Source organism: Syntrophales bacterium, from assembly GCA_023229765.1.
Classification (GTDB): Bacteria; Desulfobacterota; Syntrophia; order Syntrophales; family UBA5619; genus DYTH01.
On sequence record JALNYO010000025.1, the window covers coordinates 38,537 to 52,529 of the forward strand.

Annotated in this window: 17 protein-coding genes and 1 riboswitch; of the genes, 5 read left to right on the top strand and 12 right to left on the bottom strand. The window is 53.1% G+C overall.

Annotated features, from left to right (window positions below):
• Nucleotide 1: 1 nt before the first annotated feature.
• Nucleotides 2–859 (bottom strand): amidohydrolase family protein, encoded by an 858-nt coding sequence (locus tag M0P74_12545; protein ID MCK9364412.1) that lies wholly within the window; start codon nucleotides 857–859, stop codon nucleotides 2–4.
• Between the two features lie 202 nt (nucleotides 860–1,061).
• Here M0P74_12545 and recQ point away from each other — a divergent pair, with 202 nt between their 5' ends.
• A complete protein-coding gene (recQ, locus tag M0P74_12550; protein ID MCK9364413.1) occupies nucleotides 1,062–2,876 on the top strand; it encodes a DNA helicase RecQ in 1,815 nt (604 codons plus the stop codon).
• Between the two features lie 108 nt (nucleotides 2,877–2,984).
• Here recQ and M0P74_12555 read toward each other — a convergent pair whose 3' ends face one another.
• The 9 genes from M0P74_12555 to M0P74_12595 form a co-directional block, all read right to left on the bottom strand.
• Nucleotides 2,985–3,581 (bottom strand): hypothetical protein, encoded by a 597-nt coding sequence (locus M0P74_12555; protein MCK9364414.1) that lies wholly within the window; start codon nucleotides 3,579–3,581, stop codon nucleotides 2,985–2,987.
• A gap of 81 nt (nucleotides 3,582–3,662) precedes the next feature.
• The gene (locus tag M0P74_12560; protein ID MCK9364415.1) at nucleotides 3,663–4,328 is read right to left on the bottom strand and encodes an energy-coupling factor transporter transmembrane protein EcfT; all 666 of its coding nucleotides are present in this window, start codon (nucleotides 4,326–4,328) and stop codon (nucleotides 3,663–3,665) included.
• The gene (locus M0P74_12565) at nucleotides 4,321–5,985 is read right to left on the bottom strand and encodes an energy-coupling factor ABC transporter ATP-binding protein (GenBank protein ID MCK9364416.1); all 1,665 of its coding nucleotides are present in this window, start codon (nucleotides 5,983–5,985) and stop codon (nucleotides 4,321–4,323) included. Before M0P74_12565 ends, M0P74_12560 begins: the two co-directional genes overlap by 8 nt.
• A gap of 3 nt (nucleotides 5,986–5,988) precedes the next feature.
• Nucleotides 5,989–6,519 carry an energy coupling factor transporter S component ThiW gene (gene thiW / locus M0P74_12570; GenBank protein ID MCK9364417.1) on the bottom strand — a complete coding sequence of 177 codons (531 nt, stop codon included), beginning with the start codon at nucleotides 6,517–6,519 and terminating at the stop codon, nucleotides 5,989–5,991.
• 33 nt (nucleotides 6,520–6,552) lie between these two features.
• Entirely contained in the window at nucleotides 6,553–7,842 is a 1,290-nt protein-coding gene (gene thiC, locus M0P74_12575) for a phosphomethylpyrimidine synthase ThiC (GenBank protein ID MCK9364418.1), read from the bottom strand.
• 65 nt (nucleotides 7,843–7,907) lie between these two features.
• Nucleotides 7,908–8,015: riboswitch (TPP riboswitch) on the bottom strand.
• Nucleotides 8,016–8,290: 275 nt separating this feature from the next.
• Entirely contained in the window at nucleotides 8,291–8,644 is a 354-nt protein-coding gene (locus M0P74_12580; protein ID MCK9364419.1) for a hypothetical protein, read from the bottom strand.
• Between the two features lie 13 nt (nucleotides 8,645–8,657).
• A complete protein-coding gene (locus tag M0P74_12585; protein MCK9364420.1) occupies nucleotides 8,658–10,205 on the bottom strand; it encodes an MBL fold metallo-hydrolase in 1,548 nt (515 codons plus the stop codon).
• Nucleotides 10,206–10,316: 111 nt separating this feature from the next.
• Nucleotides 10,317–10,640, bottom strand: coding sequence for a helix-turn-helix domain-containing protein (locus M0P74_12590; GenBank protein MCK9364421.1), 324 nt, complete (start codon nucleotides 10,638–10,640; stop codon nucleotides 10,317–10,319).
• Nucleotides 10,637–10,981 carry a type II toxin-antitoxin system RelE/ParE family toxin gene (locus M0P74_12595; GenBank protein MCK9364422.1) on the bottom strand — a complete coding sequence of 115 codons (345 nt, stop codon included), beginning with the start codon at nucleotides 10,979–10,981 and terminating at the stop codon, nucleotides 10,637–10,639. The genes M0P74_12590 and M0P74_12595 overlap by 4 nt, the downstream gene beginning before the upstream one ends.
• A 452-nt stretch (nucleotides 10,982–11,433) precedes the next feature.
• Between M0P74_12595 and M0P74_12600 the strand changes: the two genes are divergently transcribed.
• The 4 genes from M0P74_12600 (at nucleotide 11,434) to M0P74_12615 (ending at nucleotide 12,878) form a co-directional block, all read left to right on the top strand.
• Nucleotides 11,434–11,652, top strand: coding sequence for a DUF1016 N-terminal domain-containing protein (locus tag M0P74_12600; protein ID MCK9364423.1), 219 nt, complete (start codon nucleotides 11,434–11,436; stop codon nucleotides 11,650–11,652).
• Between the two features lie 239 nt (nucleotides 11,653–11,891).
• The gene (locus tag M0P74_12605; protein ID MCK9364424.1) at nucleotides 11,892–12,212 is read left to right on the top strand and encodes a hypothetical protein; all 321 of its coding nucleotides are present in this window, start codon (nucleotides 11,892–11,894) and stop codon (nucleotides 12,210–12,212) included.
• A gap of 54 nt (nucleotides 12,213–12,266) precedes the next feature.
• Nucleotides 12,267–12,671 (top strand): transcriptional regulator, encoded by a 405-nt coding sequence (locus tag M0P74_12610; GenBank protein ID MCK9364425.1) that lies wholly within the window; start codon nucleotides 12,267–12,269, stop codon nucleotides 12,669–12,671.
• 9 nt (nucleotides 12,672–12,680) lie between these two features.
• Nucleotides 12,681–12,878, top strand: a complete 198-nt coding sequence (locus tag M0P74_12615; protein ID MCK9364426.1) for a hypothetical protein — start codon at nucleotides 12,681–12,683, stop codon at nucleotides 12,876–12,878.
• Between the two features lie 122 nt (nucleotides 12,879–13,000).
• Here M0P74_12615 and M0P74_12620 read toward each other — a convergent pair whose 3' ends face one another.
• Together M0P74_12620 and M0P74_12625 are read right to left on the bottom strand one after the other, a co-directional pair.
• Nucleotides 13,001–13,576, bottom strand: coding sequence for a hypothetical protein (locus M0P74_12620; GenBank protein ID MCK9364427.1), 576 nt, complete (start codon nucleotides 13,574–13,576; stop codon nucleotides 13,001–13,003).
• A 1-nt stretch (nucleotide 13,577) separates the two neighbouring features.
• Nucleotides 13,578–13,993, bottom strand: a 416-nt coding sequence (locus tag M0P74_12625; protein ID MCK9364428.1) for a virulence RhuM family protein, incomplete at its 5' end; no start/stop codon positions are given.

The following is a 13,993-nucleotide window of genomic DNA, read 5'->3' on the forward strand; positions in this document are numbered from 1 at the left end:
TCTATATCGAAAGCAGTTCGGCCATGTTGTCGTAAAAGACAGCGGCTTTCTGCTTGGCGCTAAACCCGGCCGCCCCTGTCAATTCATTTATCCGGGCGATTTCGGCCTCGTGCACAAACCAGGGCCAGTCCGTGCCAAAAACGATGCGTCCGGGGCCGAAGCGCTTGAGCAGGGCGACAAACTGCTCCTGTGTCAGGGTATGGGCCGCATTGGACGTATCGAGCAGCAGATTGTTACTGGGGAGCAGCTCTGCCCATAACTGCGCGAAGGGGGCGCTCAAGCCACCCATGTGGGCGCCGATGAAGACCGTGTGCGGGTAACGCCGGGCCAGCGCCGCGATCTGGACAGGCCTTGTCGTGCAGGTCTGATCCGTGCCAAAGTAGCTATGGGCGTGATAAAATGTGTCCAGCACGACGAACAGGGGCTTTGCGTCGCTGCGGTTATGGAGGTCGATCAGGTCGAACAGGGCCAAAGCCGGCGGGCCGTCGAGCACAAAACCCTGGGAAAAAGAGCACAGTTTGATTCCCCGGATTCCCTTCTGGCAGAGCCTGTCAATTTCCTTCTGATTATTGGGATAAGCGGGGTGCAGGGTGCCGGCTGTGTGCAAAAAATCCGTCGTCCTTGCCTTTTCGATGAAAATCGTGTTGATCCGTTCCACATCCGCGGCCGCAGCCGTGGGCAGAATCAGCCCGGCGGCAACGCCGGCGTCCTTCATGGAAGCGGCCAGCGACGCGATATCCAGGCGGGCATACGCGCCTGCGGTCTGCAGATTCAACAGGCCGACCAACTCCTTGCGGCGCGAGACATTGTCAATTATTTTTGTGTTGAAAAGGTGAAGGTGGCTGTCAAAAACCCTCATGGGCTTCGGTCTCCCCGATTTATAATATCCCGCTCCATTGCAACCTTGTCGGGCTCCCCCTGAAAAAATGCGCCAAACGCCAGAGTGTCTGCTATTTTATTTGACAAGACACAGCGTTTCAGGCGAGGGAGTATAGGCAGGACGGACTTGCCTGTCAACGAGATATTGCAGGCGATATTGACCACAAGATATTACGGGAAACATGAAAAACAGGATCCTTCAAACCCTGAACAAATATTGGGGGTATCAAAGTTTTCGTCTCTTTCAGGAAGAGGTGATTCTCTCAATCCTGGAAAACCGGGATACCGTGACGATTCTGCCAACCGGCGGCGGGAAATCGGTCTGCTTTCAATTGCCCGCGCTGATTGCCGAAGGAATGGCCGTTGTTATCTCCCCGCTCATTTCGCTGATGAAGGATCAGGTCGATTATCTGAAGGAACTTAGAATCCCCGCGGAATGCCTGAACTCCTCCCTGACCGGGGCGCAGCAGGCTGCGGTGCTCGGGAAAATTAGCGCCGGCCGCGTGCGGCTCCTCTACCTTTCCCCGGAACGACTGCTGATGGAACATACCATCGCTCTCCTCAAGGGGGTGAAAATCTCATTTTTTGTCGTTGACGAGGCGCACTGCATCAGCCACTGGGGACACGATTTTCGCGAAGACTACCGTCACCTGAAGATCATAAAGAAGCAATTCCCCCAGGTGGGGGTTCATGCCTTCACCGCGACGGCAACAGCCGAGGTCAAAAGGGATATCGTCGCGCAATTGCAATTGCATACCCCTGAAATCTATATGGGAAGCGTCGATCGCCCCAATTTGACCTATCGCGTTTTCCCCCGTTCCGGAAACCTGTTCGGGCAAATCGCCGAGGCGATCCGGAAGCATCCGGGAGAACCGGGAATCATCTACTGCCTGAAGCGAACGGATGTGGATGAAATTTCTAAAAAGCTCAATGAACATGGATATAGAAACTGTCCCTATCACGCAGGTTTGTCGGACAAAGAGCGTAGAAATAATCAGGAAGAATTCTCGTCGGAGCGGATCAATCTCATCGTGGCGACGATCGCGTTCGGGATGGGGGTTGATCGCTCCAATATCCGCTATGTAATCCATGCCGCGATGCCCAAATCCATCGAACATTATCAGCAGGAGACCGGCCGCGCGGGCCGCGATGGCCTGCCCGCCGACTGCACCCTGTTCTATGCGGGAAGCGATTACCGCATCTGGGAGTACATGCTCCGCGACTCGCCGGACAAGGAGGTCATGCTTGCGAAATTAAGTGCAATGTATGGATTTTGCGTACGTCCCGAATGCCGGCATCGCTACCTGTCCAATTATTTTGCCCAGGAATATGGGCAGCCAAACTGCGGCGCCTGCGATTATTGTCTAAGCGAGGTGGAGACGGTCGAAGAGCCGCTGATCGTCGGGCAGAAAATCCTTTCCTGCGTAGCGCGGGTCAAAGAAAGGTTTGGCGCGGCCCATATCGTCGAAATTCTTAAAGGAAACGTAACTGCCGCCATCGAAAAATGGGAGCACGACAAGCTTTCCACCTTCGCCCTGATGCAGGGTGAAACAAAGAATTATATCCGTTACATGCTGGAGCAATTGATTGGTCAGGGGTTTCTGCGGCGCGAAGGCGAGTTCATGACGATTGCGATCACCGAAGCGGGCTGGGAACTGCTGAGGGGGAAGGCCATGCCGCTACTGGCGAAACCGCTGGTCGCCGAGAAAAAGAAGGAGATTGAGGCGAAGCGAAAATCAAGGCGCGCCGAACAATGGGAAAATGTTGATGAAGAGCTATTCGAGTTGTTGCGCACCCGTCGCGCGGAACTGGCGCGGGGCAAGGGGATTCCCGCTTATATGATTTTCAGCGACAAGAGCCTCAAAGAGATGGCGCAGCGAAAACCCAAAACCCTGGCGCAGTTCTCCAACGTTTCCGGGGTGGGCACGGCGAAACAGGAGCAGTACGGCGCCGTTTTCCTTGATATTATTAATCAATACGTGTCATCGGGAAGCTGATGGCAGAGCCATCTCTCCACCACATTGAGATGAAGATCGGGAGCCGCCCAGGCGTGCGGACAGAAGATCGTGACCGGTCGAAGTCTGCCATTTTGACGCCCGCTTCCGTCAACGTTGAGGGGCCTCTAAAATCAGCACTCGCCCGTTATGTTCAAAATAGCCCTTGAGCTTTTCCGTTTCGGCTCTTTCCCGTTCGGTCAGCGTTCCCCCGCCCAGCCTTTTGCCCCAGTAGCCGTTTGCAATGACCGTTGCGCTTCGCTCCAGCCAATGAGTCAGTTTTTCCGTCGTTCCGGCCTGTAGGTAGATGCTGAAATCATTGACAAACAGGATGTCCCGCGAATGCAAATTGCTTTTACGGAAGAGCCCTTCGACGAGTCGCTGATTTTCCCGGGCCTTTTCGCTGGCCTCCGCTTCCGTTTTCGAACTCAGGCGAGGCGGCTCAAATCGGCCGCCCAGATAGAGAATGTCGCACCCCTCCGGCGGCGTCAATTTTCCCCCGACGCCAACCAGCCCCTTCTCTGTTGCCAGTTTTTCCGGGACCTCCGGCGCCATATCCACGATCGCGATCCGCGCTCCGAGATTCCGGCGGCACAATCCTTCCAATACCTCCTGCGACAGCGTGGTCTTGCCGGTATTGACGTCCCCCAGGATCAGGGTTTTTCGGCAGAGATAGTCTGCAATGTGAATTTCCTGCATCTCTCTCATGTATGTCGCCTCCAGCCTTGAAAGGTATCAAAAAACAGATGATGTTTCGGCGCTTACGCAGAAATCGGGACTGAATATCCTCTATCTCCATCCATACCGCCCCAGAAGGCAGGCGATCAAAACAAACAGGCCGCCGGCCAATGCCAGCCCATCCCGAATACCCATCCGGTACTCTTTGAGGAAGGTCCGCCCCGAGCGGCCAAATCCTCTCGCCTCCATCGCTTCGGCCAATGCCTCGGCCATCTGAAACGCTTGAATCAGGATCGGTCCTAAAAACGCCGGGTAATGCCGCAGGGCCGACCATCCCGGTTCCAGCGGGATTCCCCTGGCCCGCTGGGCGTCTATGACGTTTCTTATCCTTCTGCTCATGATCGGCACGAACTGCAAGGAGGTGCTCAGAACAAAGGCGACGACATACGGCATTCCGGCTTTAACCAGCGAGTTTCCCAAATCGTCGGGAAGCGTGATGCTGAAGAAGACAAAAAAAACCGTAGCGAGCGTCAGCAGTTTTAGCGCCGCCTGCGCAGCAATCCGCGCATCCGCCGTCCACCAGACGACCGCGCCAAAGAACAGCGACATGGGCAGCGCCATCCGCAGCCAATGCAGATAGAATCTTGTTTTACCGATGACAATGATGAAGAGCAACAGAATTCCCCCTGCGGCGAGCGACCAGATCAGACTGGTTGACGCCACGGTGAGGGCGGCATACCCCATGGCCAATAACAGCTTGGTGCGCGGATCAAGCATGATTTTCTCCTCCTGACTGCACTGTTCCCGCAAGGTTGCGGTTATCTGTCGAAAACAGTCGGAAAGAGTCGGTCGGTTCGAGATGGGCGCGCTCCATGACGGCCTTGTCTGACATCACCTTCCAGGGGGCGCCGTCGGCAACTACCTGCCCATGGGCCAGCAGGATCCAGCGGTGGGCGTGCTGTTCGGCAAAGGCGAGGTCATGCGTGACCAGCAGGATGGCCTGTCCCTGCGCACGCAATTCGGCCAACAGGGTCCCCAGGATACTCCGAAAATACCAGTCCTGGCCGGCGGTCGGTTCGTCCAGCGCCAGGATCGCCGGGCGGTGGGCCAATGCCGCGGCAAACGCCACCCGTTTTTTTTCGCCGTCGCTTAACCGATACGGGGCGCGCTTCAGCAACGGCTCAAGGCGGAACAGCCTTACAAGCTCCCGGAGCCAAGCCTCATCATAGAGCCCCAAAGCCTTGGGGCCCACGAGAAGTTCATCCCATACCGTCAGCTTGAAAAACTGGCTGTTCGGATTTTGAAAAGCGATGCCCACCTGTCGGGCCAGTTGGGAGACTTTGACCTGGCCGGTCTCTTTCCCCAGCAAGCGGACCCGCCCCCGGGTTGGACGATACAGGCCATTGAGATGTTTGAGCAATACGGTTTTTCCGGCGCCGTTGGCCCCCACAATCGCCAGAGATTCGCCTCTGCGCAGCGTGAAACTGACGTCGCGCAGAATGGATGCGCCGTTTAAGTCAAAGGAAACGCGCTCGACTTCCAGTACAAGTTCCGCCGCAGGCGACGGGAGGGCCGGCGAAACGATCTTCAAGTCGGCAGGCAGCGGGGAAGCCAACTCCAGCGATTGGAGCGCCTCAACACTGAGAGGCAATCGGGGCAGTCCCAATCGCCGGCCGACGCGGACCGGCAGCGGCGATTCCAGTCCGAAAGGCTCCAGGTTTTGGGCAAGCTGCCGCTCAGGCGCTCCGTCCAGCACGATACGTCCCCGGTGAAGCGCCACCATTCGCCGAACGTCCGGCACGGTATAGGGCAGCCGATGCTCGCTGATCACCACCCCCACGCCCTTTTGTTGAATCGCCTGCAGCGCCGCCCGTACCCGCCGAACGCTTACAGAATCAAGATTGGCATAGGGTTCATCCAGTACCAGCAGTTGGGGAGCGATCGCCAACACGGCGGCAATGGCCGACAATTGTTGCTCTCCGCCCGACAATTCCTGGGGGTTGCGCTCCAGCAGGTCCGAAATATCAAGCATTTGCGCGGTTGCAAAAATCCGCTCCCGAATGTCGGCTCGGGGAAGTCCCAGGCTTTCCAGGCCAAAGGCGATTTCCCGAGCGACGCTGGAATTGAACAACTGGATTTCAGGGTTCTGAAATACCATTCCTACCCGCTCGAAAAGGTCCGTGACGGATTGCCCGGAGGTGGGTTTGCCGGCGATGCGGACCTCCCCATACAGACGTCCGCCGTAAAAGTGGGGGATCAGGCCGTTAAAGGTGCGGCAAAGCGTCGATTTTCCGGAGCCGCTGGCGCCGCAAACGAGCAGATACTCCCCCTGCGCAATGCGCAAGTCCACGCCGTCCAGGGCAAGGTTCGCATCCTCTTGCCGATAGGCGTACCCAAGTTGGTCGGTTTCCACCACCCATAAAGACGACGTCATCGGTTAAATCTTGAGATGGACGATGTCGGCCCGTTCCAGCAGCTTTATGGCCAGCACCCCCAAAACGGCGCCCGCAAGCGTGCTTGCCAAAAATGAGGGGATCAAGGCCAACAGGGGAATGACTTTCCCCATCAACACGGGGGCCACAAGCAGCGCGCTGACCAGAGGCGCGATTAAACCGGTGCCGACGATTTCGCCGGCGGCGCCTGCGTAAATGTTGCGGGTATAACGATAGAAGAGACCCGCCAGAAGGGCGCCGATCATGCCACCGGGAAAGGCCAGCAAGGTTCCCAGCCCCGTCGCGTTGCGCAGCGCGGCGATGATGGTCGCGATCGCCACTGCCCACCAAGGTCCCAGCAACAACGCTGCAACCACATTGACAAAGTGCTGGGTCGGATTGACCTTGGCGATGCCTACAGGAAATGACGTATAGGGCGCCAGTGCTACCCCCAGGGCCACCAACACCACAGCATAGGCCGCTTTACGGGTGTCTGTTCCATTCAAAGAATTGAAATTTTTGACCTCCTCACTCATTCAATCGCCTCCGATTCCTCCGCGAATGGATATTCATGCGGCGTTGCCGTCTATGAAGCGGCTGTACGTTTTAATTGCACACAGCTCGCCGCACATGGTGCAGACATCCCGGTCCTTGTCTTCGGTCATGCAGCGGACCCGTCTTGCCTTCACCGGATCGATGGAAAGCTGGAACATCGTTTCCCAGTCGAAGCCTCTCCTGGCCCGGGACATGCTTTCGTTTCTCTGCCATGCCCCGGCAACCCCCTTCTCCAAATCCCCGATGTGCGCTGCGATGCGCGACGCGATCACCCCTTCGCGCACGTCCTCGACGGTGGGCAGTCCCAGATGCTCGGCCGGGGTGACATAGCAGAGGAAATCGGCGCCGGCGCCGGCTGCGATCGCCCCGCCAATCGCGCCGACGATGTGGTCGTAGCCAGGGGCGATGTCCGTCGGCAGAGGTCCCAGAACGTAATAGGGGGCGTCGTTGCAGAGGCGCTTCTGGAGTTTCATATCCGCAGCGATCCGATTCAGCGGGACATGACCCGGTCCCTCCACCATGACCTGAACCCCAGCTTTCCGAGATCGGTCCACGAGTTCTCCCAGCACGATCAACTCGGCAAGCTGCGCGCGGTCTTCTGCGTCGCAGATGGTTCCCGGCCGCAATCCGTCGCCCAGCGACAGGGTCACATCGTACTGACGGGCGATCGTGAGCAGGCGGTCGAAATGTTCGTAGAGCGGATTTTCCTGCCCGTGCAGGCCCATCCATTCCGCCATCAAACTCCCGCCGCGCGAAACCATCCCCATGATCCGGTCTTCCTTTTTCAGGACGTCCAGGGTACGGGTTGTGATGCCGCAGTGGAGGGTCATAAAATCTACGCCCATTTGCGCCTCGTGTTCGATATCCGCAAAAAGGGCATCCTCGGTGAGATCCCCGCAGGTTAGACCGCCGGCGAACAGGCGGCTGATGGAGCGATAGATGGGCACCGTTCCGATCATTACGGAGGAGTGTTCGATCATCCCGGCAAGGATCGCATCGATATCGCCTCCGGTCGAGAGATCCATCACGGCGTCCGCCCCGGCCTCAATGGCCGTGCGCAATTTTTCGATCTCCTCCGGGAGATTGGCATGGCTTGCCGAGGTTCCGATGTTGGCGTTGATTTTGGTCGAGAGCCCCCGGCCGATCGCCCTCGCCTCGAAGGCACGCAAACGGTTTTTCGGGATCACGACGGAGCCCGCCGCCACCCTCCCGCAGAGCTCCTCCGGCGCCACACAATCGTGTTTAGCCGCCTGTTCCATTTCCTCTGTGATTTTACCCTCTTTGGCCGCATCGAGCTGTGTCATTTCATTTCCCTCCGTTCAAAACGCAAAAAGGCCGCCTCGCGGGGGGAAGCGGCCTTCATGCATGTTGCACAATCGGCTCATTTCCCTACGCAGGCATTACCCTGATCAGGTCGGTAAAGGGTCGCTAAAAATTCGGCATCTCAGTCCCCTAAAGGACACCCCTAACGAGCGGTTCGATTATGCGGTACAGATTTTCGATTGTCAAGAATTTTCATGCTTCGTTGTGCTTGCCCTAAGCATGGGGGTTTGTAAGAAAGACCATACCGGTCGGACATCAGAATCAAAAACAATAGGGGTGGTTCGCGAACCACCCCTACCAAAAAACCGCCGGTGAGAAACCGACGGGGAATATAACGGAGAGGGGCCTTCACATAAATCACCTATAACTTTGTTTTTATTCAATAAGTAGAATCCGTTTTTTCGTCGATATGAAAGGTTGTAACAAACATTATTCGATAACTTTAATCTGTTCCTGGTCCTTGAGGATTATCTCTGGTTTACCTTTGTATTCCTTGATTATCCCTGTTACCTGAACCTTCTTGTTGCGGTAGTATTGATCAGGGTTGGGCGGAAACCTCGGTAAATCTGACGGAAATATTACCAAGGAGAAAGTCGTCTTGTAATTCCTATCAAAATTAAGAAAACAAACCTTTGGGAGGCACTTACCGGCAACGATCACACCCGTAACAGTCTTGTATTTGCCGTAGTGATTAGCCGCATCCTTCCAGTTGACGGTGTTTTCGGCGAACGCGTAACCGCTCGTCATGAAAATCAAAAAAATAATCAGTAAAGTCTTTCGCATAGCCCCTCTTCTATTAATCAAGGTATCCTGCCTGTAATCCATCTCGCCCCATTCCCTTGCACATATCTTTTTGTTTCTTGGTTGTAACCTTGCCTGCATCGAAACTCAATGTCTCCATATAATCTTTTGCCGGCGCCATTGCCGGAACTCTCAGATATTTCGTTATTCTATCAGCCAGACTCAAGGTGGTGTCTCGCTCTCCATGGATTACAAAAACCTTGCCAACGGTTTTAAAGCCTGCCAGCCATTTCATAATCTCGCAACCGTCAGCGTGAGAAGAGAAGACGTCATATTTCTTGATCTTCATAAGTACTGGCATGGTAAATGTTTCAGTAACAAAATTTCCATTAATCCAGTCTTCGATGGTGATTTCGATTGCCTTGGCTCCCTCTTGGAGCTTCCTTCCAGGGGTTCCTGGAGCCTGCCAGCCAATAATAGCCAAGAGGTTCGATGGGTCGGAAATCATTGCCTTCAAGTGTTTGGGGCTGTTGGCGTGTCCGAGCATGCCGCTTGAGCTTAAGTATATCGATGGCTTATGATAACCATGAGCGGCTAAGGCATCTTTACCGGACACTTCCAGCAGGCCCTCGCAACTGAGCGGATGCTGTCCCTTCGCAACGAGGTTTCTGGCGTCGCTGTCGTAGTATTTAGAATATCTCTTGTAGATACTCGTGATGTCGTTGGCCGTTCTACTGTCTGAATAGATAGGGGTCCCAGACGGGATGACACCCCTTATCTTCATGTTGCAAAGTATTGCAACGACCTTCTGTGTCTTTTCCAAAACAAATGCGGGAATAAGAACAGAGCCGCCGTGAACCAAGGCCTTCTTAACGTCGTTCTCGAAGGGCCTGTAGTTAATTTGGCCCTTCGCACTGTCGCCGTAAGTTGATTCAACAATGACATAGTTTGCATCGTTGATCTGTGCGTGATCCCGAAGGATCGGGACATTACGCCCGCCTATGTCCCCACCCGCCACTATTTTTAGCTTCTGATTGCCTCTCTTGATCCAGATCTCAATGATCGCAGATCCGAGGATGTGGCCAGCGTCGTTAAAACGAACTTCAACATCTGACGAGAGCGACACAATCTGACCGTAGTCAGCCGTCTCAAAACGATCCATCATCTGGTTCAGGTTGATGCGGTCGAATAGTTTGGTGTTTTGACTTTCAGCGATGCCAAGGCTCATATCCAACATACGGCCGGCAATATCTTTAGTGGCGTCGATACCGACGACCGGGCCTTTGAAACCATTTTTATACAGCAATGGTAGCCTACCTGAGTGATCGATATGGGCGTGAGTTAGCAGTACAAAGTTGAGTTTTTCAGGATTATCCAAAACCGCCTGGTTATTTTGCTGATCTTCTTTGTCGTAGTAGAGGCCATAGTCGATCAGAAATATGGTTTTTCCTGTATCTATGAGGATCGCAGAGCCACCAATGGATTGAGCGGCGCCGAGGAACTGAATGTATGGATATTGATTGTCAAGCTTCTCTTTCGCAAAACCTGTGGAGAAAGGAATCATAACAAACGAAATCAGAGCATAAAAAACCTTCCTTCTCATTATCAGGCCATCCCTTGGTTATGATAACCGAAAACTGACCAGAAAAAGGGGGTAGTGATAACCCAAAATTGACCAGTTAGGTCTTGATTAATCGGAAGTAATAAAATGTTTTCAAATGTTCGGCCTATCGCAGGTTTCGCAACGACGAGGATGGAAAGTTATACTCACCTCAACATTCTCATCGAGCTTGCCGAGAATAGCTATCATCCTGTCAAGGGTAAAGCGGTCAAGTTTTGCATTGCGAATGCGCGAAAACTCCGAATGGGCTACGCCCGTCAGTTTTTCGGCATCGCGTGTTGAAAGGCCACGTGTGTCAAGCATGCGGATGACCTCCGCCGCAAGAATGGCGCGAGCCTGCTCTAATCCTGCATCTGTACGGCCAAAGTCGGAAAATACATTGCCGCTGCCGCGAAGTAGTTCTAATTTGTCGCTCATTTCAGGGCCTCCTGCAGTTGCTTTAAGCGTTGGCGGATGATGTCGATCTCCATTTGAGGTGTCTTGATCCCTGTCTTCGATTTCTTTTGAAAGGCGTGAATCACCCAAATATCATGGCCGATTTTCACGGCGTAAATGACACGAAAGGCATCCCCACGATGCCGAAGTGCGATTTGAAACACGCCGCCGGCAACGCCCTTGAAAGGTTTGACGTTGTCGGATTTTTCCCCCTCGGCAGCAATAGTGAGAGCAGCGAGCATGTCACGTTGTACATTCTCAGGAAATTCATCGAAGTCTTTCCTTGCTGCCTTAATCCACGAAACGGGTCGAGTGTTTTTCATTGTGTGTATGTTGACATATTCGTCACCAGTTAGCAAGCGTTATTTCTGTGGCTGGTTCAATCTTGCAGATTGAACAAAAACATTAAGAAATATATCATACGCAAGTCTGATAACTTCGTAAAAAATCGAAAAACAGCCATTTTGTCATTGCGAGCGAAGCGCGGCAATCTCGAAAGTGGTTGGTTATCCAAAAGATTGCCGCATCGCTACTTTCCGCGCAATGGCAGATAGCAACTTTTGACGAGTGCATCAATCCTGACCAAAGTTTTAAACCGGCGGGAGCCATTAAGATTCAAGAAATTAGAAGAAACAATTGACCGACGACCAGGGTCTGATCCACAAAAGGCTGGTGACCCTCACCGACCCGTTGCGCGGCCTTCCGCCCACTTGTTTGCCGAGTCAGAAACGGCGACCGGCTGGAAGGCTTCCGGACCCTCCTGTCTGGATCGTGAATGCGGCAGGCGGCGGGTGCGCTGGCGGCCAACAGCGAGCTGATTTCGCTTTATTATGATCTTGGCGCGCAAATAGTCGAACGCGAAAACAATGCCCGCTGGGGCAGCGGCTTCATTGATGCGTTCAGCCGCGATCTAAAAAAGGAATTTCCGGGAATTGCGGGGTTTTCAGCAAAAAACTTGCGCTATTTGCCGGGCCTTCTTCCGGTTTTACTGTGACGAGTCAATTTGGCAACAGGCTGTTGCCAAATTAGATAGCGACCCTTTGGCGGGAGTGAAGTCAGATATCTCGGCTTTGATTTCTCAAATCCCCTGGGGCCACAACATCCTGATTTTCACCGTGATTTTCGGCTGAACGCCTTTTTTATCCAAAGCGCCGTAAAACCCCGTCATTCATGGCGCAGTCTTGATAAAAAACTCCTTGCAATAACTATCATCTGATGATAATCTAAAAAACCATGAAAGATAGACACCGCTCCAAGGAAGATGAGACCCTTGCCACTCTGCTGAATCTGAACGGTGAAGTCTTTCCCATGGAAAACGGCTATTGGACCAAGTTTGAGGCGTGGCGGGTGGAACCAGAAACGCACATTCCACACGGCGTCCGGTATTCCCTGAGTCTTCATGACCGGTACAACCGAAGGATACTGGGATTTGACAATGCCCACGCCATCCGACCGGCAAAGAAAGGTTACGCCGCCCGGAAAATCACCTGGGATCATGGTCACAACCGGGAGAAAGTATACCCTATGAATATGAATCGGCCGGCCAATTGCTAGAGGATTTCTGGCTTGGGGTCGAGAAAATCATGGGGGAGAAATGAAAGGAGCAACATGAATCGAAAAGTACTCCATATTGGCATCATGTCCTACCAGAACTACAAAAAGCGCACCATGGCTATTGCCCGTGGCGAATACCGTCCACTGCCCGACGAACCCAAGGTGTGGTTTGAATCGGTGCGATCCATGGCGCAGATACTCAGCAACGAAAACCAGTTGCTGCTCAGGACTATCCTGGATCGTAAGCCCGAATCGCTCAAAGAACTGGAAGCTGCGACGGGACGAAGCAGCAGTAACCTATCCCGTACTCTCAAGACGATGGCCCGGTACGGCATTGTGAGGATGGAAAAGGTGCGCCGAAATATCCGACCGGTGGTCGAAGCGACCGACTTCACGGTTCAGTTCGGTTTGTACGGTTCTTCTCATAGCGAACAGGGTGTGAACGCCGCAAGGAATTAGGCGAAAACGGTGACTTGTGAAGTACCAACCCGCAAAGGCTTGTTTTTGCTGCCTTCGAATTTAGAGCCATCAGGCCCGAAAAATATTACCGTTGGCTGGGTCATCACAAGCTTGCCCTTACGAAAAAACGTAAGCCATGCCGTAACGCCTGAGACAAGCAATGCAAAACAAGAAATTGAGAAGCTGAACCATGGTGACATTGTTTGATTCCTTACTGGCTAACGTCCAAGCTCAGGGGCGGCAATGAAACGTAGCGGAATTGCCGTCCGGTGCAGCGCCTGGTTATCTGTTTTTACTACAACACCCCACTGGAAATATCAAAAAATCGCTCAAAAAAGCGTATCAATTTGTCCAAAACGCTCTCCTCCGGGAGAAAAGCGTGATACAGGCGGCAGAACCTTGGCTAAAGCAGTGCCCGTGGTTGCAATACTGCCGTTACGAAAAGCGTTGCGCACAAATTTATAGGTTTCGTCGTGATCAAGATTTTCTTGCTTAATAATCTCGTCTAGTTCCTCTATTTTTTTCTTTTCCACATACTTCTGCCAGTCTTCATCCACGACCGAATGGATATCAAGCGAAGCGATAAACTGGTTGATGAGGTCTTTTTTGTTGCGCAGTTCAACGCTTGCATCAATTGCTTTATTAATGTCAATGAGCAGTTCGCGGTTCTTGATGTGGTCTTCGTCAGTTATGAAGTTCCGCGTTGAATTAATTGTAATGCCCTCGATAGAAAGATCTCCAACAGAAGCCCATGGGATATCACCATTCCAATAACTTTGAACGGCTTTTGATGGGGTGCCTCCACCAATATTTTTTGCTATACACTGCCCCAACTCCTTAAACTCCACTCCCTCCGGACAGAGTTCGGCAATCAGTTTTTCAATTTTGCTTTGATGTTTGGGCATATTATTTCTGTTTCTTCTTCATCTGTTTCTCAATCTGCTTCAAACTTTCCAAATAGGACTTCTCCACTTCACTGAGCGTCTTTGCTTTGAATTTCCTGTATTCAACCGTTGCCTTCTTTTCGGCTTGCTCATGGCTCACGCTTCCGGCATTGTTGAGCAATTTACGTCCGGCTGATGACAGAATGGCATCGAGTTCACGGACATAATCCGCCATGCGCATGGGCTTGTGTTCGATGGCGTTTACTTCCGCGATATCAAAATAGGCCGAAACGAGATTGTTGAGCACTTTGAGTTCTTTCAAATCCAAATAGTTTTTGGCGATCATTGCTTCCGCTTGGGTCGGTTGCGCGCCTTTGAAGTTCGTGAGTCCCGCAAAAGGCTTGTCACTATCCACTCGCAGATAAATCACTTCACTTG